Origin of the sequence: Streptomyces sp. cmx-4-9 (assembly GCF_046548835.1) — a bacterium.
GTDB lineage: Bacteria > Actinomycetota > Actinomycetes > Streptomycetales > Streptomycetaceae > Streptomyces.
The window spans coordinates 103790-130205 of sequence record NZ_JAEBEE010000013.1 but is presented as its reverse complement, the minus strand read 5'-3'; the positions used below and the strand labels follow the sequence as shown (position 1 = coordinate 130205).

The following is a 26416-nucleotide window of genomic DNA, read 5'->3' as shown; positions in this document are numbered from 1 at the left end:
AATGGGGGCGTGGGCACGGACGGCAGGAGCCGGAGCGGGGAGTGGGCCCGGCACTGGCAGTACGCGGAGCTGCCGGGCCTGGACCTGCTGCGCGCCCGCTACGTCCGCCACACCTTCCCGCGCCACGCGCACGACGGGTACGTCCTCGCGGCGGTGACCGGCGGGATCGAGGAGGTCGGCCTGCCGACGGGGACCCTGCGCGCCGGACCGGGCAGCGTGGTCCTGATCAACCCCGAGGTGCCGCACTCGGCGCGCGCCGGCGTGCCCGAGGGCTGGGCCTACGCCACGCTCTACCCGTCCCGGGACCTGGTCACCGGGGTGGCCGCCGAGATCGGCACCCTGCGCGGCACCCCCGGGTTCACCAGCGACCTGGTCACCGACCCGCAGGGCTCACGGGTGATCACCGAGGTGCACCGGGCGGCGGAGGCCGGGAACGCGCTGGCCGCGGACACGCTGCTGCGGGGGGCCGTCGCACGGATGCTGGCCCGGCATGCGGGCCCGCTGCCCGCCCGCCCGGTGCGCCGTGCGGGCGCCGCGGACGCCGAGCGGGCCAGGGCGGTGCTGGAGGGGCGGCTGGCCGATCCGCCGTCGCTGGAGCAGCTGGCGACGGACTTGGGCACGAGCCCCTTCGCCCTGCTGAGGGCCTTCCGGGAGCGGTACGGGATGCCCCCGCACACCTGGCTCACCGATGCCCGGGTCCGGCGGGCGCGCCGGCTGCTGGCCGCGGGCACGCCGCCCGCGGAGGCGGCCGTGGCGGTCGGCTTCACCGACCAGCCGCATCTCAACCGCCACTTCACCCGGATCGTGGGCGTGCCCCCGGGCGCGTACCGCCGCGAGCGCGCCGGGTAGACCGTCCCGTCCCGTCCCGTTCCGTCCTGCCCGTGCCGGGCCGGGTCGCGGGCCCCGGGTCGTCCGGCCCGGACCGCGCGTCCGGCTGCGCGGCGGGGGGCGCCGGCGGGGCGCACCGGCGGGGCGCCCGGGTCCGTCCTGTCCTGCCGGGCGTGCAAGAACGTACAAGACGCCGCCGTCCGGGACTGCGTACGTTCGGGGCGTGGGAGACGATCGGACAGTGATGCAGAAGACCCCCGAGGGGGTCGGCGACGAGCGGCCGAGAGCCGCTGTCGTACGGGACGCGCTCGGCGTCGGAGTGGCCGTCGGGCTGTCCGGGTTCGCCTTCGGGGTGACGGCGGCCGGGGCGGGGATCAGCACGTTCCAGGCCTGTGTGCTGAGCCTGCTCGTCTTCACCGGGGCCTCGCAGTTCGCCCTGGTCGGCGCACTGGCGGCGGGCGGGAATCCGTTCACCGCCGCGGCCGGGGCCTTCTTCCTCGGGACCCGCAACGCCTTCTACGGTCTGCGGCTGTCCCAGCTGCTGGCCCTGCCGCGGGCCCTGCGCCCCCTCGCCGCCCACTGGGTGATCGACGAGACCACCGCCGTGGCGCTGGCCCAGCCCGGCCGGAAGTCGGCCCGGCTCGGGTTCGCGGTCACCGGGCTCACCCTCTACGTGCTGTGGAACCTCACCACCCTGCTGGGCGCCCTGGGCGCCGAGGCCATCGGGGACACCCGGGCGTGGGGGCTGGACGCCGCCGGGCCGGCCGTCTTCCTGGCCCTCCTCGCCCCCATGCTGAAGACCTCCACCGAGCGGGCCGTCGCCGCGCTGGCCGTGGTCCTGGGGCTCGGGCTGCTGCCGGTGCTCCCCGCCGGGGTGCCCGTACTGGTGGCGGCGCTGGCCGCGCCCGCCGTGCTGTGGATGAAGGGACGCCGACCGTGAACGTCTGGATCGCCATCGGGATCACCGTGGCCGGCTGCTACGCCGTCAAGCTCGCCGGGCTCCTCGTGCCCGCCGGGGCCCTGGAACGGCCGGCCGTGCGCAGGCTGGCCGCCCTGCTGCCGGTGGCGCTGCTGGCCGCGCTGACCGCGCAGCAGACCTTCAGCACCGGCCAGGACCTCGTCCTGGACGCCCGCGTCGCCGGGCTGGCCGCCGCCGGGCTGGCCCTGGTCCTGCGGGCCCCCTTCCTCGTCGTCGTCGCCGCGGCCGTGCTGGTCACCGCCGGGGTCCGGGCGCTGGGCTGGTAGCGCCGCCGTCCGGCAGGCGCCCGTACGCCCGCAGCGTCAGCAGGGCCTCCAGGGTGGCGATCGGACGCCGCTCCAGGGAACTGCCCGGGGCCCAGGCCTCGCGCCGCACCGGCCAGCCGCCGTCGGCCTGCTGCGCGGCGGCCAGGTGGTCCAGTGAGCGGCGCATCTCCTCGTCCGTGAACCAGCCGCGGGCCAGGGACTCCGGCCGCCGTGCCACGTCGTGCGCGAACAGGAGCTCGCCCGGTGCGTAGCCGGGCGCCGGCGGGTGCCCGGTGCGCCGTCGCGGGTCCGCCACCACGAGCCGCTGCTCCCGGGCCAGCCGGCCCAGCCGGTCCGCGGCGGCCGCTGCCCGCGCCCGGTCGGGGGCGCCGTCGAGGAAGGCCACCGCGCTCTGGACCTCGTACGGATGGGAGCGCTGCAGCGTCTCGACCCGCTCCCAGCAGAAGTCCGTCGCCCGGAACAGCCAGGCGTGCCAGACCCGGTTGCGGTGCAGCAGCCCCACGACCGGACCCGTGGTCAGCAGCTCGCCCGGCGGGTCGTCCCGGACGGGGTGGTAGGGCGCCGCGGGGTGGGCGGCCTGCCCCGGTGACACGACGGGCAGTGCGCCCTCGGGGGTGGAGACGGCGGTCAGGTGGCGGCAGAGCCGCTCGATGCGCTGCCCGGCGCACCGGCCCAGGCCGTCCAGTACCCGCAGTGCGTGCACGGTGTGCAGGGGCTGGCTGAGCGGACCGCGCAGGTCCGGGTCGAGGGCGTGCCCGAAGCCCCCGTCCGCGTTGAGGTAGGAGCCGAGGGCGATGTCCACGGCGTCGGCGTCCCCGCCGAGGAAGTGGAAGGTGAACCGGCGCTGCTCCAGCACGCGGGCGGTGAGCCAGATGAACTGCGCCGCACGGGCCAGCGCCGCAGGCGGTGCCGGTGGTGCCGGTGGTGCGGGAGTTCCGGACGGGGGGAGCGGTGCCGACGCGGGCGGTGGGGCCGCCGGGGCCGGAGGGGGAGCTTCGTCTCCAGGCATGCGAGAAACCGTAGGACGCCCCGGTGCGCCGCCGGAGGGCGATCGGGGCGGGTGCACTCTCCGGAGCGGGATACTGGGGGCATGCGGTTGACGATTTTCTGGGAGCGGATGGCGGAGCACTTCGGCGCCGGCTACGCGGACTCCTTCGCGCGGGACCACGTCATGACGGAGCTGGGCGGCCGGACCGTGCACCAGGCCCTGGAGGCGGGCTGGGAGGCCAAGGACGTCTGGCGCGCGGTGTGTTCGGCGATGGACGTGCCGGCCTCGCTGCGCTGACGCGCGGATCTGCGGCGCCGGCCCGCCCGGCGGGCGGCAGGCTGCTTCGCCGTCCGGGCGGCCGGTGGGACAGACTTGGCCGCGTGGCAGCAACCGATGAGACGACCGACCGGCCCGAAGACGCCCGGGGGGCGACGCCGCCCTGGCCGGCGGACCCGGGCGGCCCCGAAGGACCGGCCGGGGACCCTGCGCCGGCGGCCGGGGAGCGGATGCCGCGCTGGCTGCCGCGCGCGGTGCTCCTGGTGCTGGCCCTGGTCGCCTGCTTCCAGCTCGGCAGCTGGGCCTTCCACCAGGTGATGGGCCTGCTGATCAACATCCTGATCGCGTTCTTCCTGGCGCTCGCGATCGAACCGGCGGTGGCCCGGATGGCGGCCCGCGGCATGCGCCGCGGGCTCGCCACCTTCCTGGTGTTCCTCGGGGTGTTCGTCTTCGCCGCCGGCTTCCTCACCCTGCTGGGCTCGATGCTCGCCGGGCAGATCGTCGACATGGTGGAGGGCTTCCCCCGCTACCTCGACTCGGTGATCAAGTCGATCAACGACACCTTCCACACCGAGCTGTCCCGCCTGGCCATCCAGGACAGCCTGCTGCACTCCGACTGGCTCCAGAAGTACGTGCAGAACAGCGCGAGCGGGGTGCTCGACGTGTCGACGACCGTCCTCGGCGGGCTCTTCCGCCTGCTGACGATCGGGCTGTTCTCCTTCTACTTCGCCGCGGACGGTCCGCGGCTGCGGCGCGCGCTGTGCTCCGTGCTGCCGCCCGCGAAGCAGGCGGAGGTGCTGCGCGCCTGGGAGATCGCGGTCGCCAAGACGGGCGGCTACCTGTACTCGCGCGGGCTGATGGCCCTGATCTCGGGGGTCGCGCACTACGTGCTGTTCGCGGTCCTGGAGATCCCGTACGCGCCCGCCCTCGCGGTGTGGGTGGGACTGGTCTCCCAGTTCATCCCCACCATCGGCACCTACCTCGCGGGCGCCCTGCCGATGCTGATCGCCTTCACGGTCAACCCCTGGTACGCCCTGTACGTGCTCGGATTCGTGGTGGTCTACCAGCAGTTCGAGAACTACGTGCTCCAGCCGAAGCTGACCTCGAAGACCGTGGACATCCATCCCGCGGTGGCCTTCGGCTCGGTCATCGCGGGGACCGCCCTGCTGGGCGCGGTCGGGGCGCTCATCGCCATCCCGGCCGTCGCCACCCTGCAGGCCTTCCTCGGCGCGTACGTGAAGCGGTACGCGCTGACCGAGCACGCCGACGCGTCTACTTCCCGCTCTCGTCCGAGGCGGCGAGTACGGCTGCCAGGGCGTCGTTGACCCAGGCCTCGACCGCGTCCTTGTGCATCCCGAGGCCGCTGAGCGTGCCCGTGCCGTGCTCCAGCTCCAGGAGCGCGAGCAGGATGTGCTCGGTGCCCACGTAGTTGTGGCCCAGGCGCAGGGCCTCGCGGAAGGTGAGTTCCAGGGCCTTCTTCGCCGGGGCGTCGAAGGGGATCAGGGCGGGCAGGTCCTGCGCCGCCGGGGGCAGCCCGGCGCCTGCCGCGGCGCGTACGTCGTCCACCGCCACCCCCAGCGAGACCATCGCCCGGACCGCCAGGCCGTCCGGCTCGGAGAGCAGGCCCAGGACCAGGTGGTCGGTGCCGATCTCCCTGCTGCCGGCCGCACGGGCCTCGTTCTGCGCGGTCACGACCACGTTCCGGGCGCGGGGCGTGAAGCGGCCGAAGCCCTGCTGGGGGTCGAGGCCCGGTTCACCCTCCTTGTCCGCCTTGGGGACGAAGCGCTTCTGGGCGGCCTGCCGGGTGACGCCCATGCTGCGCCCGATGTCGGTCCAGGAGGCGCCGGAGCGGCGGGCCTGGTCGACGAAGTGGCCGATGAGGTGGTCGGCCACGTCACCGAGGGCCTCGGCGGCGACCACGGCGCCGCTGAGCTGCTCCAGGGTGTCGGTGTGGACCTTCTTGATGGCCTCGATCAGGTCGTCGAGGCGTACCGGATTGGTCATGCGAACGGGTTCCGCGTCGGGGTTCGTCATGGGTGCAACCGTAGGTTGACAGTCATCGGACTGTCAACCTCAGGTTGTCATTCGGTGCGGCCCGCTACGAGCCTGCGCCCGAGGCCTGGGCGAACTTCTCCCACTGGGCCGCCACCACCTCCGCCGGGACCCCGCCGAAGTCCTTCACGTCGAGGATGTCCGAGCGGAAGGACAGCGTCACCGCCCCGGAGCGGACCACCGTCAGGTACTTGTACAGGGAGACGTCCTTCTCCTTCACGTCCTGCACCACGATCCGGAAGGACAGCGCCTCGTCGCCCAGCGCGGGCGCCGGGACCGCCGTCACCCCCGTGACCCTGCCCTCCACGACGGCCCGGTCCTCCGTGTACCCGCCCGCGCACTGCCGGCCCGCCTCGGCCAGGGACCTCATCGCCGCGGCCGCGCCGTCGCCCGGGTAGGAGCGCAGCAGGACGTCGGTGTCCACCTCCTGCCACTCGCCCGGCACCTGCACCTTGGCGTACGCCTGGCCGGTGTGCCCGGCCCGGCCGAGGGTGGTGAGCGGGGTGCACACCTGCGGCGCGGCCTCGTACGCCTCGCTGAACGGCTCGTCGAACAGCGGGACCGAGACCTCGTAGCGACCGGCCTTCGCACCCGGCGCGAGCACGAAGGCCTGCAACTGCCCGGTGGTCGGTCCCGGCGCGCCGGTGGGGCTCGGGCCGCCGCTCCAGCCCGGGCTGCGGTCCGGGCTCGCGCCGGCGGTCCGTTCGGGGCCCGCGGCGGCGGGCGCCGCCCCCGCGCCGCCGGCGGTGCAGGCGGCGGTCCCGGTGAGCAGTGCGGCGCCGATGAGCGCGGCTGCCGCCGTACGTCTGTCCATGTGCAGTGTCCCCCTGTGGATCGTGTCGACCCCTGATGGTGCGGGTTGCCCGCCGCGCCGCCGCAGGCGGGGGTGCCGGCGGCCCCTCAGTACGTGACGTGGATCCGGCGGGCCGGGCCGTCCACCCGGACGAGGCCGCCCACCGGCACCACGTACTGGGGGTCCGTGTGACCGAGTTCGACGTCGAAGACGGCCATCGTGGCGGGGGCGTACACGTCCAGCGCCCGCAGAACGGCCGCACGCTGCTGCGCGCGGTGGTGCTCCTTCGCCCGGGCGTCCAGCCGGTTGGCGAACGACCAGCTCTTCGCCCGCCCCATCAGCAGCGCCGGGAACTGCTGCAGCAGTCCGCGCTCGCCCATGCACCGCAGGATCCGGTGGACCTCCTCGGCGCCCGGCATCTCCTCCGAGGTCTCCAGGAACAGCACGTTCCCGGCGCGGGAGCCGGCCGCGCCGTCCACCCGGTCCGCCATCAGCAGCCAGGACAGGACCTCCAGGTTCCCGCCCCAGCCGAGCCCTTCGACCACCCGGTCCGCCCGGTGCCAGGACCAGCCGCCCGAGGGCTCCGACCCCGGCTCGCGGGCGAAGCCCTCCGGGTCGTCCCAGGGCACGTCGACGTCCCGGTAGGCGGGGGAGGGGGTGAGCTCGTAGGGGCCCGGGGTGAACAGCGCCGCCCGCAGGGAGGCGGCGGTCGCCGGATGCACCGCCCCCGGCCGGCCCAGCTCGACCATGACGCTGGCGCCGTGGTAGCCGACGATGCCCAGCTCCCGCAGGAACAGCAGCAGGTTGGTGTTGTCACTGAAGCCGAAGAAGGGCTTGGGGTGCGCCCGCAGCAGGTCGCGGTCGAGGTGGGGCAGCACGGTGATCTGGTCGTCGCCGCCGATGCTCGCGATCACCGCCTTGACGTCCGGGTCGGCGAAGGCCGCGTGCAGGTCCGCGGCCCGGTCCTCGGCCGAGGCGCCCATCCTGCGGGTGGTGGGGTACTCCACCGGCGTCAGTCCGAACTCGTCCCGGAGCCTGCGCAGCCCCAGCTCGTAGGGCAGCGGGAAGAGCCCGGGCAGGCCGGCCGAGGGGGACAGCACCGCGATCCGGTCTCCGGGTCGGGGCTTGGCGGGATGGCGGGGATCGGTCACCCGGGGATCGGTCACCCGGTGATCGTGTGAGCACCCCCGCTGCGCGGCACCGGCATTTCCGGTGCCGCGCGCCCGCGGCGGCGGTCAGCCGGTGCGGGGCTGGGTGAAGCGGATCATGTTGCCCGAGGGGTCGCGGAAGGCGCAGTCACGGACGCCGTACGGCTGGTCGACCGGCTCCTGGAGGACCTCCCCGCCGCCGGCCCTGATCCGCTCGAAGGCGGCGTCGCAGTCGTCGGTGGTGAAGATGACCCCGCGCAGCATGCCCTTGGCGAGCAGCTCCGCCACGGCCTGCCGGTCGGCCGCGGAGGCGTTGGGGTCGGCGAGCGGCGGTTCGAGCACGATCTGCACGTCCGGCTGCGAGGGGGAGCCGACGGTCACCCAGCGCATCCCCTCGAACCCGACGTCGTTGCGCACCTCCAGGCCGAGGACGTCGCGGTAGAAGGCGAGCGCCTTGTCGTGGTCGTCGACGGCGATGAAGCACTGCGAGAGCTTGATGTCCATGACGTCGACGTTACGAGGGGGCGGTGGTTCCCGCTTCTCCGTTCCTGACCGGTCCTGCCGCCGGCGCCGGGGCGGGCGCGGGCGCGGGAGCCGGGGCGGGCGCGGGCGCGGGCGCCGGGCCGCCGTTTCTGAGCGGGCGGGTGTACACCTTGGCCACGCAGGCCGGGACCGCGGCGCCCGCCTCGTGGCTGCGGGCCCGGTAGGCGCTCGGACTCTCGCCGACCAGCTCGGTGAAGCGCGAACTGAACGACCCGAGCGAGGTGCACCCCACTTCGAAGCAGACCTCGGTCACGCTCAGGTCGCCCCGCCGCAGCAGTGCCTTGGCCCGCTCGATGCGCCGCGTCATCAGGTAGCTGTACGGGGTCTCGCCGAAGGCGGCGCGGAAGCTGCGCGAGAAGTGCCCGGGGGACATGAGGGCGACCGCTGCCAGCGCCGGCACGTCCAGCGGCTGCGCGTAGTCGCGGTCCATCGTGTCCCGTGCGCGCCGCAGCCTGACGAGGTCCTCGAGCATCACGCACCCAGCATCGCACGGCAGGGGCCGCGCGCCCCAGCCCTGCGGACGGGGGTGCGGCGTGGCAAGCTTGACAGAGAAATCGAACATCCATTCTGATGAGTTATCCACAGCCGAACCGGCGTGGAGGCGCATTGTCAGTGGCAGGCACTAGCGTCAATGGCGTGAAGCGATCGACTCAAGCAAACCGGGTGGAACCCATGGCAGGCACCGACCGCGAGAAGGCTCTCGACGCCGCGCTCGCACAGATTGAACGGCAATTCGGCAAGGGTGCGGTCATGCGCCTCGGCGACAAGCCGAACGACCCCATCGAGGTCATCCCCACCGGATCGACCGCGCTGGACATCGCCCTCGGCGTCGGCGGGCTGCCCCGCGGCCGTGTGATCGAGGTGTACGGACCGGAGTCCTCCGGTAAGACGACCCTGACCCTGCACGCCGTGGCCAATGCGCAGAAGGCCGGCGGCACCGTCGCCTTCGTGGATGCCGAGCACGCGCTCGACCCCGAGTACGCCAAGGCCCTCGGCGTCGACACCGACAACCTCATCCTGTCCCAGCCGGACACCGGCGAGCAGGCGCTGGAGATCGTGGACATGCTGGTCCGCTCCGGTGCGCTCGACCTGATCGTCATCGACTCCGTGGCGGCCCTGGTCCCGCGCGCGGAGATCGAGGGCGAGATGGGCGACTCGCACGTGGGTCTGCAGGCCCGCCTGATGAGCCAGGCGCTCCGGAAGATCACCGGTGCGCTGAACCAGTCCAAGACCACCGCGATCTTCATCAACCAGCTCCGCGAGAAGATCGGCGTCATGTTCGGCTCGCCCGAGACCACCACCGGTGGCCGCGCGCTGAAGTTCTACGCCTCCGTGCGCCTCGACATCCGCCGCATCGAGACCCTCAAGGACGGAACGGATGCGGTCGGCAACCGGACCCGCGTCAAGGTCGTCAAGAACAAGGTCGCGCCGCCGTTCAAGCAGGCCGAGTTCGACATCCTCTACGGCCAGGGCATCAGCCGCGAGGGCGGCCTGATCGACATGGGCGTGGAGCACGGCTTCGTCCGCAAGGCCGGCGCCTGGTACACGTACGAGGGCGACCAGCTCGGCCAGGGCAAGGAGAACGCCCGCAACTTCCTGAAGGACAACCCGGATCTCGCCAACGAGATCGAGCGGAAGATCAAGGAGAAGCTGGGCGTGGGGGTCCGCAAGGACGCCGCCGCCGAGGCCGGCGCCGATGCGGCCGCGGCCGATGCCGCCCCTGCCGCAGTGCCCGCCCCGGCGTCGAAGGCCAAGACGACGGCCAAGGCCGCCGTGGCCAAGAGCTGACCCGTGCGGGAGCAGGAACGGGGCAGTGGGCTTCCCGGCGGCCGTGAAGACCGTCAGGAACTGCCGCCCCAGAGTCCCGAGGAGCAGGCGCGCGCGATCTGCCTGCGCCTGCTCACCGGGAGCCCGCGTACCCGGCGCCAGCTCGCGGACGCCCTGCACAAGCGGGGGATCCCCGAGGAGGTGTCGCAGCAGGTCCTCTCCCGGTACGAGGAGGTGGGCCTGATCGACGACGCCGCGTTCGCCGGCGCCTGGGTCGAGTCCCGCCACCGGGGCCGGGGCCTGGCCCGCCGGGCGCTCGCGCAGGAACTCCGGACCAAGGGGGTGCACGCCACCCTCGTGGAAGAGGCCCTGGAGCAGCTGGACTCCGACCAGGAGGAGCAGACCGCCCGGGAGCTCGTCGCGCGCAAGCTCCGCTCCACCCGTGGCCTGGAACGGGACAAGCGGATCCGGCGCCTGGCCGGGATGCTCGCCCGCAAGGGCTACCCGGAGGGCATGGCCCTGAGGGTGGTCCGCCGCGCCCTGGAGGCGGAGGGCGACGAAACCGAGGACCTGGACGGCTGCGCAGGGCAGTGAGGCGGCCGACCGCCGCCGGTCAGACCGGCCGGACCGGCCACGGCGGGCGGGCAGCCGGACCCGCCACGGCGGGGGTTGCGGCCGGGGACGGCCTGCACCCGGGCCCCGGCGGGCAGGCAGCAGGTCACGAAGGAGCGGTCACCGGGAGGCCGGCCGCCTTCCAGGCCTGGAAGCCGCCCGTCAGGTCCGTCGCACGGTGCAGCCCGAGGGCGTGCAGGGACACGGCGGCCAGGCTGGAGGCGTAGCCCTCGTTGCAGACCACCACGACCCGCAGCTCGTGGCTCGTGGCCTCGACGGCGCGGTGGCTGCCCTGCGGGTCCAGCCGCCACTCCAGCTCGTTGCGCTCCACCACCAGCGCGCCCGGGATCAGCCCGTCGCGGTCCCGCAGGGCCTGGTAGCGGATGTCCACCAGTAGGGCGCCGTCCCGCACGGCCTCGTACGCCTCCTGCGGCCCGACCCGGGTGTAGCCCGCGCGGACCCGCTCCAGCAGCTCGTCGATCCCGACCCGGTCCGGGGCGCTCACTGCCAGTCCGCCGGACGCTCGACGTGCTCCAGGGCGAGCAGCGGGCCGGTGCGGCTGTAGCGGCGGATCAGCGGGAGCGGCGGATAGTAGGCGTGCACCGAGATCGCATGCTCGGCCGGGGACTCGTTGAGGACCTCGTGCACATGGTGCTCGCCGAAGGCCCGTCCGGTGCCCGCGCCGAGGCTGCGGGTGCGGTCCAGGTCCGGGGCGAGCTGCAGCGACTGCCAGCCCTCCGAGGGCAGCCGTACGGCCAGCGAATGCTCTGTGAGGCTGCCCCGGGCGGTGGCGAACGCCCCCCGCGAATCGGCGTGGTCGTGCCAGCCGGTACCGGTACCCGGCGGCCAGCCGATCAGCCAGGCCTCGCTGCCGCCGGGGCCGTCGAGCCGGATCCAGGTGCGGCCCTGCGGGTCGAGCGGCAGCGAGCCGACGACAGCGGCGTCGGCGGCGGTGCGCAGGGCGAAGTCGAGGAGGGCGGCGGCCGAAGGCCCCCCGGCCAGCACGGGCTCAGGGGTGTACGCGGGTGCAGACATGAAACGGGACCATTCCTGGGGTTCGCGGAAGTGCGCGCAGGCCGGTGACGGCACGGGGCGCGCGGGGGAGAGGCGAATCAGCAGGAAGGGCGACACACGCAGCCCGCGTAGCGGAGCAGGTCCATGTGGACCCTCCGCCACAGGCGTACGTCGTTCCCGGTCATGTCCGCGAGTGAACCACGCGCCGACGGGACGGTCAATCGGCCACGGCGCTCGGCGCCGTGGTGGGCGCGGGGAGCGCCGCCGGGGCGCCCGCCCGGACCGCGTCCGCCGCCTCGTAGAGCTCCGCCGGGCGGACTCCCGCGAAGGTCGCCGCCAGGTGCCCGTCCGGCCGGACCAGCAGCACGGTGTGCGCCGGGGCCCCCGGGTAGGCGTCGGCGACCAGCAGGTCGGTGCGCACCGGCAGGGCGCTCACCGCCGCCGCGAGCCGGGGCATCAGCCCGGCGCCCAGCCAGTGGCGGCGGTCCCACACGCCGGTGCCGGGGGCGACGAGCAGGACCAGCAGCCGGCCCCGCCCCAGCAGGTCGCGCAGCGGGACGGTCGACCCGTCGGGAGCCGTCACCGCCACGTTCGCCACCGGCCCGCCCGGTTCCGTGGCCGTCGGGACCTCGCGGACGGCCACCGCGGGCGCGTACGTCGGCTCCGCGCCCAGCGGCCCCCGGCCCAGGTGCCCGTCGGCGAGCAGGGACTCGGCTGCGCGCGCCGCCCCCGGCAGGTAGGTGCGCAGACCGCCGCCGGCCCGCAGCACCGGCATCGCCTGGTCGGCGGCGCGCAGCCGGGAGGCGACGGCGGTGCGCCGTTCCTCCTCGTAGCTGTCCAGCAGGGCCTCGGACGCGCCCTGGTGCCAGGCCAGGGCCAGCTTCCACGCCAGGTTCTCGGCGTCGCGGAGCCCCTCCTCGACGCCCTGGGTGCCGAGCGCACCCAGCAGGTGGGCGGCGTCCCCGGCAAGGAAGGCCCGGCCGTCGCGCCAGCGCCGGGCCAACCGGTGGTGGAGGGTGTGGACCCCGGTGTCCAGGAGGTCGTAGCGCGGGGTGGTGCCCCCGCACCAGGCGGCGAGGGTGTCCCGGATCAGCTGCACCAGGGCTTCGGGGGTCACCAGGTCCCCACGGGCCGGAAGCAGCCAGTCCAGCCGCCACACCCCGTCGGGCAGCGGGCGCGCGCCGACCTCGGGGATCCGCTCGCTCAGCCCGCGGTGCAGCAAGGCCTCGCCGGGCCAGGGCAGTTCGGTGCGCAGGGCGGCCACTGCGTGGCGTTCCACGGCGGTGCGGCCCGGGAAGCGGATGCCGAGGAGCTTGCGCACGGTGGAGCGGGCCCCGTCGCAGCCGACCAGGTAACTCCCGCGCCACCACGTGGTCTCGGCGCCCAGGGTGTGGGCGGTGACCCCGCGGTCGTCCTGCTCCACGGCGTCCAGTCTGCTGTCGGTGACCAGCTGCACCAGGGGGTGTGCGGCGGCGGCGTCGCGCAGCCCGCGCGTCAGGGCGTGCTGCGGCAGGTGCAGGGGCGCGGGGCCGTCGTCGAAGGTGCTCCGCCGGGCGGACTGCCGGCGCCGCATGGTGCGCCAGGCGGCGAAGTACGCCCCTTCGTCGCGGAGGGTCGCGCAGCCCAGCCGGTTCGCCATGGCGGCGGTGTCGGCGTGCAGCACGACCGTACGGGCGGGCCGGGGCTCCTCCTTGCCGGGGCCTTCCTCCAGCACGATGCAGGGCACGCCCTGGCCGGCCAGGGCCAGGGACAGGGACAGCCCGACGGGCCCCGCGCCGACGACGATCACCGGGTCCATGGCGCGGCTCCCGATGTCCGGTATGTGATCACAGAACGTATGCAACCCACTGGGAGTGCCTGCGTCAAGTGACACCCGTCCGGGAACGCGGCGTGGTGCGGCGGAAGAGTTCCGCCGCACCACACCTGCCACGTACTGGGGCTGACCCTACGTCAGGCTCGCGCGAGCCGTGACCGGAGCCGTGACCGGAGCCGCAACCGGACCGCGACCGGAGCCGGCCGCGGCGGCCTACCCGGCGTTGTTGCCGGTGGCCATGTCGCCGGCGTCGGCCACGCCGACCACGGCGCCGGTGCTCTTCTTCGACGTGCGCAGCCGGCCCTCCAGCCAGGAGGCGAAGCTGGTGAGGGCGAAGTTCACCGCGATGTACAGCAGGGCGATCACGACGAGGGTCGCGATGGTGTTGCTGTAGTTCGCCGAGATCTGCCGGTTCATCGACAGCAGTTCGGCGAGGCCGAGGAGGGAACCGCCGAGCGCGGTGTCCTTGAGGATCACCACGAGCTGGCTGACCAGGGCGGGCAGCATGGCCGTGACGGCCTGCGGGATCAGTACGTAGGCCATGGTCTGGCCCTTGCGCATGCCGATGGCCTTGGCCGCGTCGGTCTGCCCGGACGGCAGGGACAGCACGCCCGCCCGGACGATCTCGGCGATGACGGCCGCGTTGTAGAGCACCAGGCCGGTGATCACCGCGTACAGCGGCCGCACGTCCGAGGAGACGGTCGAGAACTGCACGTACAGGGCGGAGCCGAACAGCATGAGCATCAGCACCGGGATGGCGCGGAAGAACTCGACGAACGCGCCGACCGGTATGCGCACCCAGGCGTGGTCGGAGAGCCGGCCGATGCCCAGCAGGGCCCCCAGCGGGATCGCGATCACCATGGCGATCGCGCCGGCCTTGAGCGTCTCCAGCAGGCCGGGGATCAGGAAGGTCGTCCAGATCTCGGCCTCGGTGACGAAGGGGGTCCACTTGTCGGCGTCGAGCTGGTTCTTGTCCGCCATCACGGACAGGATCCACCACAGCGCCAGGCCGAGCAGGACCACGAAGACGCCGCTGTAGATCCAGTTGCGGACCTTGGCCTTGGGGCCGGGGGCGTCGTACAGCACGGAGGTCATCGCTTCACCGCCACTCGCTTGGCCACCCAGCCCAGCAGCAGGCCGGTCGGCAGGGTCAGCAGACAGAAGCCGAGCGCGAAGATGCCGAAGACGGCGAACAGCGCCTGGGCCTCGTTCTCGACCATTTCCTTCATCAGCAGGGCCGCTTCGGCCACGCCGATGGCCGCTGCCACCGTGGTGTTCTTGGTGAGCGCGATCAGTACGTTCGCCAGCGGTGCCACGACCGCCCGGAAGGCCTGGGGGAGCACGATCAGGGTCAGCACCTGGAAGAAGCTCAGCCCCAGCGCGCGGGCCGCCTCGGCCTGCCCCACGGGCACGGTGTTGATGCCCGAGCGCAGCGCCTCGCAGACGAAGGTGCCGGTGTAGGCGACGAGCCCGAGGATCGCGAGCTTGAAGCCGATCTCCTTGAAGGTCCCGCCGCCCAGCTCGATGCCGAGGGTCTGGTTGAGGCCCAGCGAGCAGGCGATGATCAGCACGGTCAGCGGCGTGTTGCGCACGAGGTTGACGTACGCGGTGCCGAAGCCCCGCAGCAGCGGGACCGGGCTGACCCGCATGCCCGCCAGGACGGTGCCCCAGACCAGGGACCCGGCCGCCGAGTAGAGGGTGAGCTGAACCGTCACCCAGAAGGCTCCGAGCAGGTCGTACTGCCCGGAATCAAGAAAATCGAACACGATGCCCTGCGCTCTCCCCAGGATGGCCGGCGAGGTGCGCCGCCGCCCGTGACAGGCGGGCGGCGGCGCTCCTCACCGGTGAATCAGCTGCCTTCGGTGATCTGCGGGGCCGGCTCGTTCTTGTAGTCCGCCGGACCGAAGTTCTTCTTCACGGCCGCTTCCCAGGCGCCGTCCGCGACCATCTTCTTGAGCGCGGCGTTGATCTTGGTCTGAAGGTCCTTGTCGCCCTTCTTCAGACCGATGCCGTAGTTCTCGTTGCTCAGGCTCAGCCCGACCAGCTTGAACTTGCCCTTGTTGTTCTCCTGCGCGGCGTAACCGGCCAGAATCGAGTTGTCCGTGGTCAGGGCGTCGAGCTTCTTGTTCTCCAGGCCCGTCAGGCACTCGGAGTAGCCGCCCTGCTGCAGCAGGTCCGCCTCGGGGGCCAGCTTGGTCTTGACGTTCTGCGCCGAGGTGGAGCCGGTGACCGAGCAGAGCTTCTTCTTGTTCAGGTCCTCGGGCTTGGTGATCGACGTGTCGTCGGCACGCACCAGCAGGTCCTGGTGGGCGAGGAGGTAGGGGCCGGCGAAGTCGACCTTCTCCTTGCGCTTGTCGTTGATCGAGTAGCTCGCGACGACGAACTTCACGTCGCCGTTGGCGATGAGGTTCTCGCGCTCGGCGCTGACCGCCTGCTTCCACTCGATCTGGTCGGGCTGGTAGCCGAGCTCCTTGGCGACGTAGGTCGCGACGTCGACGTCGAAGCCCGTGAACTTGCCGTCGGGGGTCTTCAGGCCGACACCCGGCTGGTCGAACTTGATGCCGATGACGACCTTCTCCTTGCCGCCGCCGCCCTCGGAGCCCTTGTCGCTGCTGCCGCCGCAGGCGGTCGCGGTCAGGGCCAGGGTGACGGCGATGGCCGCGACCGCACCGGTCTTGAAAACCTTCATGGTGAACTTCCCTCGGATGAGACGGTGTTGAACGACGGGCGACGAGTGCGGCGGAGCTGCCGCGGGCCATGGCGGCCGCGACGGTGATCCGCCCCCCGGATGACTACCAGACCCCGGCCGTCAGTGGTGCAGGATCTTCGACAGGAAGTCCTTCGCCCGGTCACTGCGCGGGTTGCTGAAGAACGCCTCGGGCGTGGCCTCTTCGACGATCTTTCCGTCGGCCATGAAGACGACCCGGTTCGCCGCGGAGCGGGCGAAGCCCATCTCGTGGGTGACCACGACCATCGTCATGCCCTCCCGGGCGAGCTGCTGCATGACCTCCAGCACCTCGTTGATCATTTCCGGGTCGAGTGCCGAGGTCGGCTCGTCGAACAGCATCACCTTCGGCTCCATGGCGAGAGCGCGGGCAATCGCCACCCGCTGCTGCTGGCCGCCGGAGAGCTGCGCCGGGTACTTCTCGGCCTGCGAGGCGACACCGACCCGGTCCAGCAGGGACAGTGCCTTCTCGCGCGCCGCGGCCTGGTCCGTCTTGCGGACCTTCTGCTGCCCCAGCATCACGTTCTGCAGCACCGTCTTGTGCGCGAACAGGTTGAACGACTGGAACACCATGCCGACGTCGGCGCGCAGCCGGGCCAGTTCCCTGCCCTCGGAGGGCAGTTCCCTGCCGTCGAGCGTGATGGTGCCCGAGTCGATGGTCTCCAGCCGGTTGATCGTCCGGCACAGCGTGGACTTGCCCGATCCCGAAGGACCGATCACGACGACGACCTCACCGCGGGCAATGCTCAGATCGATGTCCTGAAGCACGTGCAGCGCGCCGAAGTGCTTGTTGACGTTGCTCAGTACGACCAGGTCGTCCGCGGCACCGGCCGCGTCCTGCACGTCCTTGGCCACTGATACTCCGCTCATCGGCTTCTTGCTCCGTCCTCCTCGGTTGGGAGGACAGTAGTGACGTCCTGCGCACAGCGTCATCACATCTGAGCGAGAATTGAGCATAACGATCCGGCCTCACCCGGATACGCTCCGTACGCCCCGGCGTGCGGAGCGCTCCCCACGCGTACCGGGTGCATAACGGAAGGCGCGCCGTACCGGAACCCCCTTGACGTGGGACTCCGCATCGGCGTGGATGCAGGGTGGTCCTGCGCCGCCGCGGCAGAGCGACTGCGCAGACCCCCGCGGCGCGGACCACCGCCGAGGGGATCGCCGGCCCGGTACGGACCACCGCAGTACAGACCGCCGAAGTGGCCGGAGGAGATCCTCCGGCCGACGTAGAGATGAGGAGAGGGGGACGCCGTGAGACTGCTGCTCGTCGAGGACGACGACCACGTCGCCGCCGCCCTGTCCGCGATCCTGGCCCGGCACGGCTTCCGGGTGACCCACGCCCGCAGCGGCGAGGAGGCACTCCAGGCGCTGCTGCCCGCCGGCGCCCCGCCCTTCGGCGTCGTCCTCCTCGACCTCGGCCTGCCCGACCAGGACGGCTACGAGGTGTGCGGCAAGATCCGCAAGCGCACCTCGACGCCCGTCATCATGGTCACCGCGCGGGCCGACGTCCGCTCGCGCATCCACGGGCTGAACATGGGCGCCGACGACTACGTCACCAAGCCCTACGACACCGGCGAGCTGCTCGCCCGCATCCACGCCGTCGCCCGGCGCACCGGAGCCTCCGAGGAGGCCGCCGCCACCGGGACCGGCGCCCCCGCCGTCGTCCGGCTGGGCCCCGTCAGCATCGAGCTGCCCACCCGCCGGGTCAGTGTGGACGGCGCCGACGTCCCGCTCACCCGCAAGGAGTTCGACCTCCTCGCACTGCTCGCCCAGCGGCCCGGGGTGGTCTTCCGCCGCGAACAGATCATCAGCGAGGTCTGGCGCACCAGCTGGGAGGGGACCGGAAGGACCCTGGAGGTCCACGTGGCCTCGCTGCGCTCCAAGCTCGCCATGCCCGCGCTCATCGAGACCGTCCGCGGGGTGGGCTACCGGCTCGTCGCCCCCACCGCCCCCTGAGGACGCTGCCGTGCGCGCCAGGCTCCTCCCGCTGCTCGTCGTCCTCATGGCGGGCGTGCTGCTCGCGCTCGGCTTCCCGCTCGCGGTGAGCCTGGCCGCCGGACAGCAGCAGCGGGTGGTGGTCGACCGGATCGACGACAGCGCCCGCTTCGCCGCCCTCGCCCAGTTCGTCATCGACGCCGAGGGCTCCGGATCGGCCGGCGCCGACGAGCGCCGCGAGACCCTGCGGCTGGAGCTCGCCCGCTACCAGGAGCTCTACGGCATCCGCGTCGGGATCTTCTACCGCGACGACAACGCCATGGTCCGCTCGCCGGGCTGGTGGCAGCTCCCGCAGGACAAGGAGGGCCGGCGGGCCTTCGACGAGGCCCTGGCCGGGCGGCGCAGCCACGATCCGCCGCAGGTGTGGCCGTGGCAGGCCGGGGGGAAGCTCCTGGTCGTCTCCCCGGTCGTCCTCGACGGGGACGTGGTCGCGGTCGTCGCCACCGAATCGCCCACCGGCCAGATGCGGGGCCGCATCCTGACCGGCTGGCTGCTCATCGCGGCCGGACTCGCCGCCGCCATGCTCGTCGCCTTCGGCGCCGCCCTCCGGCTCACCAGCTGGGTCCTCAAGCCCGTCCGGACCCTCGACGCGGCCGCCCACGGCATCGCCACCGGGCGGATGAACTCCCGCGTCGCGGCCGCCGGCGGGCCGCCCGAGCTCCAGCGCCTGGCCCGCTCGTTCAACGAGATGGCCGACAACGTGGAGGAAGTGCTGGAACAGCAGCGGGCGTTCGTCGCCGACGCCTCCCACCAGCTGCGCAATCCGCTCGCGGCGCTGCTCCTGCGGATCGAGCTGCTCGCCCTCGAACTCCCCGAGGGCAACGCGGAGATCGCCTCCGTCCGCACCGAGGGCAAGCGTCTGACGCAGGTCCTGGACGACCTGCTGGACCTGGCGCTGGCCGAGCACGCCTCCGCCGAGATCAGTCTCACCGACATCGGGGCCCTGACGGCCGAACGGGTCGCGTCCTGGCGCCCGTACGCCGAGGAGAAGGGCGTACGGATCAGCGAGACGGGCCGCAGCGCCGTCACCGGCTGGGCCGACCCCATCGCCCTGTCCAGCGCCCTGGACGCCGTCATCGACAACGCCCTCAAGTTCACCCCCGAGGGAGAACAGGTGGAGGTGTCCGTCACCGCCTCCGGACGCTCCGTGCACGTGGTCGTCGCCGACCGCGGCCCCGGCCTCACCGAGGAGGAACTGCTCCGGGTCGGCGACCGGTTCTGGCGCAGCGGCCGGCACCAGAACGTGAAGGGCTCCGGGCTCGGTCTGTCGATCTCCCGCGCGCTGCTCGCCGCGGGCGGCGGCTCCCTCGCGTACGAGACGAACCCGCCCCACGGGCTGCGGGTGACGGTGGCGGTACCCCGCACCGCACCCCACTGAGCGCGAGGGCGGCGGCCCCGGGCGCGAGGGCGGCGGGACCCTCGGCGCATACTGAATTCCGATCCCCCGACTGGAGCCGCCACCGTGATCACCCCCACCACCCCCTTCCTGGCACCGCGCGCCTCGGCCTCGGCCACGGGGCCCACGGTGGCGATCGACATCGGCGGCACGAAGATCGCCGGCGCCCTGGTGCAGCCCGACGGCGCCATGACGGCCACCACCCGCACCCCGACGCCCCGTGGGGCGGACGCGGACGGGGTCATGGCCGCCGTGGCCGAGGTCGTCGCGGAGCTGTCCCGGTCCCCGCTGTGGCCCTCGGTGGCCCGCTGCGGGATCGGCAGCGCCGGCCCGGTGGACACCTCCCGGGGGACCGTGAGCCCCGTCAACATCGGGGCGTGGCGCGGGTTCCCCCTCCAGGCCAGGGTCACCGAGCTGCTGGCGGCCCACGGGGCCGAGGTCCCCACCGTGCTGGCCGGGGACGGCGTGGCGATGACCGCCGCCGAGCACTGGCTGGGCGCGGCCCGGGGCCATGCGAACGCCCTCTGCATGGTGGTCTCCACGGGCGTCGGCGGCGGCCTCGTCCTGAACAACCAGCTCCACCCCGGCCCCACCGGCAACGCGGGCCACATCGGGCACATCAGCGTCGCCGTTGACGGCGCCCCCTGCGTCTGCGGCGGCCACGGCTGCGTCGAGTCCATCGCCTCGGGCACGGCGATCGCACAGTGGGCCCTGGACCAGGGCTGGACCCCGGCGGGCGACGCGACGGCAGCCGGCGTGGCCGCGGCGGCCGGGTCCGGCGACCCGGTGGCGCTGGCGGCCTTCGACCGGGCGGGCCGCGCCCTGGCCGCCGCCATCGCGGCCACCGCCACCCTCGTCGAGACGGACATCGCGGTCATCGGCGGCGGGGTGGCGGCCTCGGGCGACATCCTCTTCGCCCCGATCCGCGCCCACCTCGCCTCCTACGCCACCCTCTCCTTCGTGCAGGACCTCCAGGTGGTGCCCGCGGCCCTGGGCACCCACGCCGGCCTGATCGGGGCGGCCGCGGCGGCGCTCATGCTGCTGCCGTCCTGAGGCTCCCGGAGCCTCAGGGCTTGACGGAGCGGTAGTACCGGCCCGCGCCCTCGTGCAGCTCCAGCGGATCGGTGTAGATGGCCGTACGCAGGTCCACCAGCTGCGCCGCGTGCACCTGGTGCCCTATCCGGTCGCGGCTGAGGATCACCGTCCGGGTGAACTGCTCCGTCAGCTGCGGATCCGTGCCCTCCGTGGTCACCAGCAGGTTCGGCACGGCCACGGTGGCCACCGCGCTCGTGTTGCGCGCCCGCGCGTACGCGTCCTGCGGCATCACCGCGGCCCGGTAGTACCGTGCCGGGCTGCCGCTGTCCTGGAGCTTCTCCACCAGGTCGCCGAGCTGCACCAGCCGGATCTCGAAGCGTTCGGACAGCTCGCGCACCGAGCTCGTGGGGAGGCCGCCGGACCAGAAGAAGGCGTCGATCCGCCCGGCCTCCAGCTCGGCCGGCATCGTGTCGATCCCGATGGACACCGGCGTGATGTCCCGCGCCGGGTCCAGCTGCGCCGCCTTCAGCAGCCGCTCCGAGACGAGCCGCACCCCGGAGCCCGCCTGCCCGACGGCGACCCGCTTGCCCGACAGGTCGCGTGCGGACTGCACCGGGGACCCGGCGGGCACCACCAGCTGCACGTAGTCGTCGTAGAGCCGGGCCAGCCCGCGCAGCTGCTGGGCGCCCGGCTTCCCGTCGAGGCGGTACTTGGCGACCGCGTCCGCCGTCGCCACCGTGAAATCGGCCTCACCGGCGGCCACCCGCTCCAGGTTCTGCTGCGAGCCCTCGCTGGTCTCCAGCCGCACCACGACCCCCGGCATGTCCTGCTTGAGCTCCTGCTCCAGCAGGAGCCCGTACCGGTGGTACACCCCGGAGCGCACGCCCGTGCTGAAGGTGAGATCGCCCTTGAGGTCCGGGCCGCCGAAGGGGCGCAGCCACCACACCAGGGCGGCGAGCACGGCCAGCACCGCCACGAGCCCCTGCAGGGCGCGGCGCCTGCTGATCCGGGCTGGTACGAGAGGCATGGCGCGATCCTGCCACCCGCCCGCACTCCTGTCACGGCCGGTACGGTCCCGGCAGCCTCCCCGCGGCCCGGAGGCCGCCGCGGCCCGGGGGACGGAGGACTCCGCGGTCCGCCTACCCTTGTTGCATGACCAGCAGCAGCGACCGGAGCCCGGCAGTGGACCTCAAGGGAACATACGAGGTGCGCACCTACGGGTGCCAGATGAACGTGCACGACTCCGAGCGACTGTCCGGTCTGCTGGAGGACGCGGGCTACGTCCGCGCGCCCGAGGGCTCCGACGGGGACGCCGACGTGGTGGTCTTCAACACCTGCGCCGTCCGGGAGAACGCCGACAACAAGCTGTACGGCAACCTCGGCCGGCTCGCCCCGATGAAGACCCGGCGCCCCGGCATGCAGATCGCCGTCGGCGGCTGCCTCGCCCAGAAGGACCGCGACACCATCGTCAAGCGGGCCCCCTGGGTCGACGTGGTCTTCGGCACCCACAACATCGGCAAGCTCCCCGTGCTGCTGGAGCGGGCCCGCATCCAGGAAGAGGCGCAGGTCGAGATCGCCGAGTCGCTGGAGGCCTTCCCCTCCACGCTCCCGACCCGCCGCGAGTCCGCGTACGCCGCCTGGGTGTCGATCTCCGTCGGCTGCAACAACACCTGCACCTTCTGCATCGTCCCGGCGCTGCGCGGCAAGGAGGAGGACCGCCGTCCCGGCGACATCCTCGCCGAGGTGGAGGCCCTGGTCGCCGAGGGCGTCTCGGAGATCACCCTGCTCGGCCAGAACGTGAACGCGTACGGCTCCGACCTGGGCGACCGCGAGGCCTTCAGCAAGCTGCTGCGCGCCTGCGGGCAGATCGAGGGCCTGGAGCGGGTCCGCTTCACCTCCCCGCACCCGCGCGACTTCACCGACGACGTGATCGCGGCCATGGCCGAGACCCCGAACGTGATGCCGCAGCTGCACATGCCGATGCAGTCGGGATCGGACACCGTCCTGCGGGCGATGCGCCGCTCCTACCGGCAGGAGCGCTTCCTCGGCATCATCGAGAAGGTCCGCGCGGCCATCCCGCACGCGGCGATCTCCACCGACATCATCGTGGGCTTCCCCGGCGAGACCGAGGAGGACTTCCAGCAGACGATGCACGCGGTCCGCGAGGCCCGCTTCGCGAACGCCTTCACCTTCCAGTACTCCAAGCGGCCCGGCACCCCCGCCGCCGACATGGACGGGCAGATCCCCAAGGAGGTCGTGCAGGAGCGCTACCTGCGCCTGGTCGCCCTCCAGGAGGAGATCTCCTGGGAGGAGAACAAGAAGCAGGTCGGCCGCACCCTGGAGGTCATGGTCGCGGAGGGCGAGGGCCGCAAGGACGGCGCGACCCACCGGCTCTCCGGCCGGGCCCCCGACAACCGCCTCGTGCACTTCACCAAGCCGCAGGAGGAGGTCCGCCCGGGCGACGTGGTCACGGTGGACATCACCTACGCCGCCCCGCACCACCTGCTGGCCGAGGGGCCGACCCTCGTCGTGCGCCGCACCCGCGCCGGCGACGCCTGGGAGAAGCGCAACGCGGCCTCGGCCCAGCCCGCCGGCGTCATGCTCGGCATCCCCACCCTGGGGGTCCCGGCCCCGCTCCCGGCGGCCGCCTCCGGCTGCGCGGCCCCCTCGGCCTGACGCCCCGGCGCGGTGCCGGCCCCACCCCCGCGGAGCCCCGGGAAGCCCCGCGCCGTCGGGTCCCGCCGGCGCTGCGGCGCCGCCTGCCGACCCCTCGTCCGCGTACCGGCCAAGCGGGTCGGGCAGGTCGGGCGGGTGGGGCGGGTCGGGCGGCGAGCCTGCGGGGGTCCAAGGCCAGGGCCCGGCCCGGGGCGGGAGCGGCAAGAACCGGCCCGGCCGGGAAGGCCCGCCACCCCCCGCCCCGCCCCCGGCGGCGGCTAGGCTGCGGATCATGCTCGTAGCCGCTGCCGTCTGTCCCGCCCCGCCGCTGCTCGTGCCGGAGGTCGCCGCGGGGGCCGCCGCCGAACTCGGCGACGCCCGCACCGCCTGCTCCGACGCCCTCGCGGTGCTCGCCGCCTCCCGGCCCGACCTGCTCGTCGTGGTCGGCGCCGCCGACCGGGAGCACCACGGCCCCTACCCGCCGGGCTCCCGCGGCAGCTTCCGGGGCTTCGGGGTCGCAGCCGACGTACAGCTCGGCGAGGGGGAGGAGGGCCCCCGGCTGCTGCCCGCCCCGCTGGCGGTCGGCGCCTGGCTGCTGCGGCACGCCCGCTGGGGCGCCGCGCCGGCCGAGGGGTTCGGGGTGGCGCAGGAGCTGGACACCCCGCAGTGCCTGCAGGCCGGGCGGGAGCTGGCCGCCCGCGCCGCCCGCGTCGCGCTGCTGGTGATGGGGGAGGGCAGCGCCTGCCGGACCCTGAAGGCCCCCGGCTACCTCGACGAACGCGCCGCCGGCTTCGACGCCGGGGCCGCCCGCGCCCTGGGCGCGGCCGACACGGCGGCCCTCGCCGCCCTCGACCCTGCGCTCGCCGCGGAGCTGCAGGCCGCGGGCCGGGCGCCCTGGCAGGTCCTGGCCGGCGCCGCCGAGGGAGCCGGCCTCGACGGGCGACTGCTGTACGAGGACGCACCGTACGGCGTGGGCTACTTCGTCGCCGCCTGGTCGTGACGGGCCGGCGAGCCGCCCGGCCGGGCGCCGGGTACGCCGAAGGGGCGCGGGACCGTGAGGTCCCGCGCCCCTTCGGGAACCGCGCCGTCAGGCGGCCGGCGGCGGGGTCGGCCCACCGGGCGCTGCCGGCGGCGTCGGCCCGCCGGCAGCGTCCTGGTGCGCGATCTTGCCCAGGGCGTCCTTCGCCTTGCCCGTACCGCTCGTGATCTGGCCGCTGTACTTGCCCTTGGTCTTGGAGTCCACGACCTTGGCCACCTTGTCCAGACCCTCGCCGATCCTGCCCTCGTGCTGCTGGGCGAGGTCGCCGACCTTGTCCTTCGCCGGAGCGAGCTTGGCCTTCAGATTGTCCAGCAGGCCCATGGGTCACCTTTCCCTTGGCGGAGTGGCTACGTACGGGCGCCCTCGCCGGTCTCGCTGTCCGCGGCCACCTCGGCCGACTGCTGCTTCGGGATCTCGACGGCTTCCACCGCTTCCACCGCCGGACCTTCCGCGACAACCGGCCCGGCCTCGGCCGTCCCGGCCGCTGCGGACTCCGCCGTCACGTCCTCGGCGGCGACCTCCGTGGTCGCAACCGTGTCTTTACGGCGAAAAAACCGATCAAAAACGCCCATGTCTACTCCCGTAACGTTACTCGTGTGAGTGAAGTTCCGCCCTGGCCGGACCGGCCTCCGCCGGCCCTCCGCCGGGCGTACGCCCGGCAGAACCTCGCCAGGGCAACGACCTCGATCCGCGCCCGTCACGTAACCCGATCGGGTACATGCCCGCGGGTTTGCGAGACTGGGGCGGTGAGGAAAGCAGCCCCCGCCCCGCGGGTCATCGCCGTCGTCGGTCCCACCGCAGCCGGAAAGTCCGATCTGGGCGTCGCCCTGGCCCGCCGTTTCGACGGCGAAGTCGTCAACGCGGACTCCATGCAGCTGTACCGGGGGATGGACATCGGCACCGCCAAGCTGACGCCCGAGGAGCAGGGCGGCGTCCCGCACCACCTCCTGGACGTCTGGGACATCACCGACACCGCCAATGTCGCCGAGTACCAGCGGCTGGCCCGCGCCGAGATCGACAAGCTGCTCGCGCAGGGCCGCACCCCGGTCCTCGTCGGCGGCTCCGGGCTCTACGTCCGCGGCGCGCTGGACGCCATGGAGTTCCCCGGCACCGACCCCGAGGTCCGGGCCCGGTTGGAGGAGGAGGCCACCCTGCGCGGCCCCGGCGCCCTGCACGCCCGCCTCGCCGCCGCCGACCCCGCCGCGGCCCGGGCGATCCTGCCCAGCAACGGCCGGCGCATCGTCCGCGCCCTGGAGGTCATCGAGATCACCGGCCGCCCCTTCACCGCCAACCTGCCCGGCCACGAGTCCGTCTACGACACCGTGCAGATCGGCGTCGACGTGGCCCGGCCCGAGCTCGACGAGCGGATCGCCCGGCGCGTGGACCGGATGTGGGAGGACGGCCTGGTCGAGGAGGTCCGCGCGCTGGAGGCCCGCGGCCTGCGCGACGGAATCACCGCCTCCAGGGCGCTGGGATACCAGCAGGTGCTGGCCGCGCTGGCGGGGGAGTGCACCGAGGACGAGGCTCGGGCCGAGACGGTCCGCGCCACCAAGCGGTTCGCCCGCCGCCAGGACTCCTGGTTCCGCCGCGACCCGCGGGTCCACTGGCTCAGCGGCGCGGCCGCCGACCGGCAAGAACTCCCCGGACTCGCGCAGTCGTTGGTCGAACGACCGGTCACAGCCTGATCACGTCATGGCATCGGGACGCCCCGGGCGCCCGTCCGGGGTCCGCGACCGTGCCATCATCAAACTCCGGCCGGTGCGGTCACCGGCGGTGAACATGCGGCGTTCTGAGTCCGAGTGGGGAGGGCGCGTGGCGATGGAGGCCGGCCCTCGCGACACCGGGCGGGACGACACCCGGCGAGAAGCGGACCCGATGCTTCACAGCGGTCCGGGCGGCACCGGTGAGCCCGGCACGCCCCCGGCCCCCTACGCACCCGAGGTGCTCGGCGGACCGGACTCCCTCGGGCTGCCGGCCGATCCCGCACGGCTGACCCCCGACGGACCGGACGCACCGGACTCCGCCGAGGCGGAGGCCGCCGCCGGACCCGCCTTCGAGGTGGAGCTGCGCCCGCAGCGGCGCCTGCGCCTGTGGCAGATCGCCCCCATCGTGGTGCTCGCCGCAGCCGGCTCCCTGATGTTCGCCTTCCCGCTCGCCTTCGAATTCGGCGACGGCGGAGCCGTGGTCGCCATGCTCGGCTTCCTCATCAGCTGCTGCGCGGGCGGCTGGGGCATGATGGCCGCCCGCCGGGTCGGCCACACCTGGCCCGGGCTCCCCGCCCGGGGCAGCGGTCGGCGCCCCGACTGGCGGATGGCCGCGCTGTACGCCGTGGCCGCCCTGGCCGTCGTCGCCCTCGCCGTCTACCGGGTCGCCCGCCTGCGCTGACCGCGCCGACGCCGGCCTGCGCCGACCGCGCCGCCCCGCCGCCGTCCCGCCGTCCCGCGCGCCGGACCGGACCACGGCTGCGAGCTGCGCCTCGGTACCATGGC

31 protein-coding genes are annotated in these 26416 nt (G+C 73.6%); 14 read left to right on the top strand and 17 right to left on the bottom strand.

Going from position 1 to position 26416, the window contains the following annotated elements; translation table 11 throughout:
- Positions 1-9: 9 nt before the first annotated feature.
- The 3 genes from ACLJTM_RS33090 (at position 10) to ACLJTM_RS33080 (ending at position 2073) form a co-directional block, all read left to right on the top strand.
- Positions 10-849 (top strand): AraC family transcriptional regulator, encoded by an 840-nt coding sequence (locus ACLJTM_RS33090; protein WP_411107499.1) that lies wholly within the window; start codon positions 10-12, stop codon positions 847-849.
- 223 nt (positions 850-1072) lie between these two features.
- Positions 1073-1768, top strand: coding sequence for an AzlC family ABC transporter permease (locus ACLJTM_RS33085; RefSeq protein WP_411107518.1), 696 nt, complete (start codon positions 1073-1075; stop codon positions 1766-1768).
- Complete coding sequence (locus tag ACLJTM_RS33080) at positions 1765-2073, top strand: AzlD domain-containing protein (RefSeq protein WP_411107498.1); 309 nt, start codon at positions 1765-1767, stop codon at positions 2071-2073. Before ACLJTM_RS33085 ends, ACLJTM_RS33080 begins: the two co-directional genes overlap by 4 nt.
- On the opposite strand, the gene ACLJTM_RS33075 is transcribed toward ACLJTM_RS33080, so the two are convergent.
- Positions 2042-2929 carry a hypothetical protein gene (locus ACLJTM_RS33075; protein WP_411107497.1) on the bottom strand — a complete coding sequence of 296 codons (888 nt, stop codon included), beginning with the start codon at positions 2927-2929 and terminating at the stop codon, positions 2042-2044. The genes ACLJTM_RS33080 and ACLJTM_RS33075 overlap by 32 nt on opposite strands.
- Before the next feature lie 234 nt (positions 2930-3163).
- Between ACLJTM_RS33075 and ACLJTM_RS33070 the strand changes: the two genes are divergently transcribed.
- Together ACLJTM_RS33070 and ACLJTM_RS33065 are read left to right on the top strand one after the other, a co-directional pair.
- Entirely contained in the window at positions 3164-3358 is a 195-nt protein-coding gene (locus ACLJTM_RS33070; RefSeq protein ID WP_030650223.1) for a DUF3046 domain-containing protein, read from the top strand.
- 209 nt (positions 3359-3567) lie between these two features.
- On the top strand, positions 3568-4662 hold the full coding sequence (locus tag ACLJTM_RS33065; protein WP_411107517.1) for an AI-2E family transporter: 1095 nt from the start codon (positions 3568-3570) through the stop codon (positions 4660-4662).
- On the opposite strand, the gene ACLJTM_RS33060 is transcribed toward ACLJTM_RS33065, so the two are convergent.
- The 5 genes from ACLJTM_RS33060 to ACLJTM_RS33040 form a co-directional block, all read right to left on the bottom strand.
- Entirely contained in the window at positions 4610-5371 is a 762-nt protein-coding gene (locus ACLJTM_RS33060) for a Clp protease N-terminal domain-containing protein (RefSeq protein WP_411107496.1), read from the bottom strand. The genes ACLJTM_RS33065 and ACLJTM_RS33060 overlap by 53 nt on opposite strands.
- A 64-nt stretch (positions 5372-5435) precedes the next feature.
- Positions 5436-6203 (bottom strand): hypothetical protein, encoded by a 768-nt coding sequence (locus tag ACLJTM_RS33055; RefSeq protein ID WP_411107495.1) that lies wholly within the window; start codon positions 6201-6203, stop codon positions 5436-5438.
- An 86-nt stretch (positions 6204-6289) separates the two neighbouring features.
- Positions 6290-7333 (bottom strand): S66 peptidase family protein, encoded by a 1044-nt coding sequence (locus tag ACLJTM_RS33050; RefSeq protein ID WP_411107516.1) that lies wholly within the window; start codon positions 7331-7333, stop codon positions 6290-6292.
- Between the two features lie 84 nt (positions 7334-7417).
- A complete protein-coding gene (locus tag ACLJTM_RS33045; protein WP_411107494.1) occupies positions 7418-7834 on the bottom strand; it encodes a VOC family protein in 417 nt (138 codons plus the stop codon).
- A 10-nt stretch (positions 7835-7844) separates the two neighbouring features.
- On the bottom strand, positions 7845-8345 hold the full coding sequence (locus ACLJTM_RS33040; protein WP_411107515.1) for a helix-turn-helix domain-containing protein: 501 nt from the start codon (positions 8343-8345) through the stop codon (positions 7845-7847).
- Positions 8346-8545: 200 nt separating this feature from the next.
- On the opposite strand from ACLJTM_RS33040, the gene recA reads away from it, so the two are divergent.
- Both recA and recX read left to right on the top strand, forming a co-directional pair.
- Complete coding sequence (recA, locus tag ACLJTM_RS33035) at positions 8546-9661, top strand: recombinase RecA (RefSeq protein ID WP_411107493.1); 1116 nt, start codon at positions 8546-8548, stop codon at positions 9659-9661.
- A 3-nt stretch (positions 9662-9664) separates the two neighbouring features.
- Positions 9665-10234, top strand: coding sequence for a recombination regulator RecX (gene recX / locus ACLJTM_RS33030; protein WP_411107492.1), 570 nt, complete (start codon positions 9665-9667; stop codon positions 10232-10234).
- Positions 10235-10358: 124 nt separating this feature from the next.
- On the opposite strand, the gene ACLJTM_RS33025 is transcribed toward recX, so the two are convergent.
- The 8 genes from ACLJTM_RS33025 to ACLJTM_RS32990 form a co-directional block, all read right to left on the bottom strand.
- Positions 10359-10757: a rhodanese-like domain-containing protein gene (locus ACLJTM_RS33025; protein ID WP_411107491.1), complete on the bottom strand. Its 399-nt coding sequence runs from the start codon at positions 10755-10757 to the stop codon at positions 10359-10361.
- Complete coding sequence (locus tag ACLJTM_RS33020; RefSeq protein ID WP_411107490.1) at positions 10754-11287, bottom strand: cysteine dioxygenase; 534 nt, start codon at positions 11285-11287, stop codon at positions 10754-10756. The genes ACLJTM_RS33025 and ACLJTM_RS33020 overlap by 4 nt, the downstream gene beginning before the upstream one ends.
- Before the next feature lie 77 nt (positions 11288-11364).
- Positions 11365-11451 (bottom strand): putative leader peptide, encoded by an 87-nt coding sequence (locus ACLJTM_RS33015; protein ID WP_311318651.1) that lies wholly within the window; start codon positions 11449-11451, stop codon positions 11365-11367.
- Positions 11452-11483: 32 nt separating this feature from the next.
- A complete protein-coding gene (locus ACLJTM_RS33010; protein ID WP_411107489.1) occupies positions 11484-13064 on the bottom strand; it encodes an FAD-dependent oxidoreductase in 1581 nt (526 codons plus the stop codon).
- Between the two features lie 228 nt (positions 13065-13292).
- Positions 13293-14174: an amino acid ABC transporter permease gene (locus ACLJTM_RS33005; RefSeq protein WP_411107488.1), complete on the bottom strand. Its 882-nt coding sequence runs from the start codon at positions 14172-14174 to the stop codon at positions 13293-13295.
- A complete protein-coding gene (locus ACLJTM_RS33000) occupies positions 14171-14845 on the bottom strand; it encodes an amino acid ABC transporter permease (protein ID WP_411107487.1) in 675 nt (224 codons plus the stop codon). Before ACLJTM_RS33000 ends, ACLJTM_RS33005 begins: the two co-directional genes overlap by 4 nt.
- Positions 14846-14928: 83 nt before the next feature.
- Positions 14929-15768 (bottom strand): glutamate ABC transporter substrate-binding protein, encoded by an 840-nt coding sequence (locus ACLJTM_RS32995; protein ID WP_411107486.1) that lies wholly within the window; start codon positions 15766-15768, stop codon positions 14929-14931.
- A gap of 120 nt (positions 15769-15888) precedes the next feature.
- Positions 15889-16674 carry an amino acid ABC transporter ATP-binding protein gene (locus ACLJTM_RS32990; RefSeq protein WP_411107485.1) on the bottom strand — a complete coding sequence of 262 codons (786 nt, stop codon included), beginning with the start codon at positions 16672-16674 and terminating at the stop codon, positions 15889-15891.
- A 384-nt stretch (positions 16675-17058) separates the two neighbouring features.
- Here ACLJTM_RS32990 and ACLJTM_RS32985 point away from each other — a divergent pair, with 384 nt between their 5' ends.
- From ACLJTM_RS32985 to ACLJTM_RS32975, 3 genes are all read left to right on the top strand, one after another.
- Positions 17059-17763, top strand: coding sequence for a response regulator transcription factor (locus tag ACLJTM_RS32985; protein ID WP_411107484.1), 705 nt, complete (start codon positions 17059-17061; stop codon positions 17761-17763).
- A 10-nt stretch (positions 17764-17773) separates the two neighbouring features.
- A complete protein-coding gene (locus tag ACLJTM_RS32980; protein ID WP_411107483.1) occupies positions 17774-19180 on the top strand; it encodes an ATP-binding protein in 1407 nt (468 codons plus the stop codon).
- A gap of 84 nt (positions 19181-19264) precedes the next feature.
- Entirely contained in the window at positions 19265-20251 is a 987-nt protein-coding gene (locus tag ACLJTM_RS32975; RefSeq protein WP_411107482.1) for an ROK family protein, read from the top strand.
- A gap of 13 nt (positions 20252-20264) precedes the next feature.
- Here the strand turns inward: ACLJTM_RS32975 and ACLJTM_RS32970 are convergent, their stop codons facing one another.
- Positions 20265-21260: a TAXI family TRAP transporter solute-binding subunit gene (locus ACLJTM_RS32970; protein ID WP_411107481.1), complete on the bottom strand. Its 996-nt coding sequence runs from the start codon at positions 21258-21260 to the stop codon at positions 20265-20267.
- A 125-nt stretch (positions 21261-21385) separates the two neighbouring features.
- On the opposite strand from ACLJTM_RS32970, the gene miaB reads away from it, so the two are divergent.
- Both miaB and ACLJTM_RS32960 read left to right on the top strand, forming a co-directional pair.
- Complete coding sequence (gene miaB / locus ACLJTM_RS32965; RefSeq protein WP_411107480.1) at positions 21386-22909, top strand: tRNA (N6-isopentenyl adenosine(37)-C2)-methylthiotransferase MiaB; 1524 nt, start codon at positions 21386-21388, stop codon at positions 22907-22909.
- 271 nt (positions 22910-23180) lie between these two features.
- Entirely contained in the window at positions 23181-23888 is a 708-nt protein-coding gene (locus ACLJTM_RS32960; RefSeq protein ID WP_411107479.1) for a hypothetical protein, read from the top strand.
- 87 nt (positions 23889-23975) lie between these two features.
- On the opposite strand, the gene ACLJTM_RS32955 is transcribed toward ACLJTM_RS32960, so the two are convergent.
- Positions 23976-24248, bottom strand: coding sequence for an antitoxin (locus ACLJTM_RS32955; protein ID WP_411107478.1), 273 nt, complete (start codon positions 24246-24248; stop codon positions 23976-23978).
- Positions 24249-24274: 26 nt separating this feature from the next.
- Positions 24275-24499: a gliding motility protein gene (locus ACLJTM_RS32950; RefSeq protein WP_411107477.1), complete on the bottom strand. Its 225-nt coding sequence runs from the start codon at positions 24497-24499 to the stop codon at positions 24275-24277.
- A 174-nt stretch (positions 24500-24673) separates the two neighbouring features.
- Here ACLJTM_RS32950 and miaA point away from each other — a divergent pair, with 174 nt between their 5' ends.
- Positions 24674-25612: a tRNA (adenosine(37)-N6)-dimethylallyltransferase MiaA gene (miaA, locus tag ACLJTM_RS32945; RefSeq protein ID WP_411107476.1), complete on the top strand. Its 939-nt coding sequence runs from the start codon at positions 24674-24676 to the stop codon at positions 25610-25612.
- 127 nt (positions 25613-25739) lie between these two features.
- Positions 25740-26312 (top strand): hypothetical protein, encoded by a 573-nt coding sequence (locus ACLJTM_RS32940; RefSeq protein WP_411107475.1) that lies wholly within the window; start codon positions 25740-25742, stop codon positions 26310-26312.
- The last annotated feature ends 104 nt before the right edge of the window (positions 26313-26416 follow it).

Coding starts and splice junctions, on each gene's coding strand:
- ACLJTM_RS33085 (WP_411107518.1), top strand. CDS start 1,073: ATGCAGAAGACCCCCGAGGGGGTCGGCGACGAGCGGCCGAGAGCCGCT.
- ACLJTM_RS33070 (WP_030650223.1), top strand. CDS start 3,164: ATGCGGTTGACGATTTTCTGGGAGCGGATGGCGGAGCACTTCGGCGCC.
- ACLJTM_RS33065 (WP_411107517.1), top strand. CDS start 3,568: ATGCCGCGCTGGCTGCCGCGCGCGGTGCTCCTGGTGCTGGCCCTGGTC.
- ACLJTM_RS33060 (WP_411107496.1), bottom strand. CDS start 5,371: ATGACGAACCCCGACGCGGAACCCGTTCGCATGACCAATCCGGTACGC.
- ACLJTM_RS33055 (WP_411107495.1), bottom strand. CDS start 6,203: ATGGACAGACGTACGGCGGCAGCCGCGCTCATCGGCGCCGCACTGCTC.
- ACLJTM_RS33045 (WP_411107494.1), bottom strand. CDS start 7,834: ATGGACATCAAGCTCTCGCAGTGCTTCATCGCCGTCGACGACCACGAC.
- ACLJTM_RS33040 (WP_411107515.1), bottom strand. CDS start 8,345: ATGCTCGAGGACCTCGTCAGGCTGCGGCGCGCACGGGACACGATGGAC.
- recA (WP_411107493.1), top strand. CDS start 8,546: ATGGCAGGCACCGACCGCGAGAAGGCTCTCGACGCCGCGCTCGCACAG.
- ACLJTM_RS33020 (WP_411107490.1), bottom strand. CDS start 11,287: ATGTCTGCACCCGCGTACACCCCTGAGCCCGTGCTGGCCGGGGGGCCT.
- ACLJTM_RS33015 (WP_311318651.1), bottom strand. CDS start 11,451: ATGACCGGGAACGACGTACGCCTGTGGCGGAGGGTCCACATGGACCTG.
- ACLJTM_RS33010 (WP_411107489.1), bottom strand. CDS start 13,064: ATGGACCCGGTGATCGTCGTCGGCGCGGGGCCCGTCGGGCTGTCCCTG.
- ACLJTM_RS33005 (WP_411107488.1), bottom strand. CDS start 14,174: ATGACCTCCGTGCTGTACGACGCCCCCGGCCCCAAGGCCAAGGTCCGC.
- ACLJTM_RS32995 (WP_411107486.1), bottom strand. CDS start 15,768: ATGAAGGTTTTCAAGACCGGTGCGGTCGCGGCCATCGCCGTCACCCTG.
- ACLJTM_RS32990 (WP_411107485.1), bottom strand. CDS start 16,674: ATGAGCGGAGTATCAGTGGCCAAGGACGTGCAGGACGCGGCCGGTGCC.
- ACLJTM_RS32970 (WP_411107481.1), bottom strand. CDS start 21,260: ATGCCTCTCGTACCAGCCCGGATCAGCAGGCGCCGCGCCCTGCAGGGG.
- miaB (WP_411107480.1), top strand. CDS start 21,386: ATGACCAGCAGCAGCGACCGGAGCCCGGCAGTGGACCTCAAGGGAACA.
- ACLJTM_RS32960 (WP_411107479.1), top strand. CDS start 23,181: ATGCTCGTAGCCGCTGCCGTCTGTCCCGCCCCGCCGCTGCTCGTGCCG.
- ACLJTM_RS32955 (WP_411107478.1), bottom strand. CDS start 24,248: ATGGGCCTGCTGGACAATCTGAAGGCCAAGCTCGCTCCGGCGAAGGAC.
- ACLJTM_RS32950 (WP_411107477.1), bottom strand. CDS start 24,499: ATGGGCGTTTTTGATCGGTTTTTTCGCCGTAAAGACACGGTTGCGACC.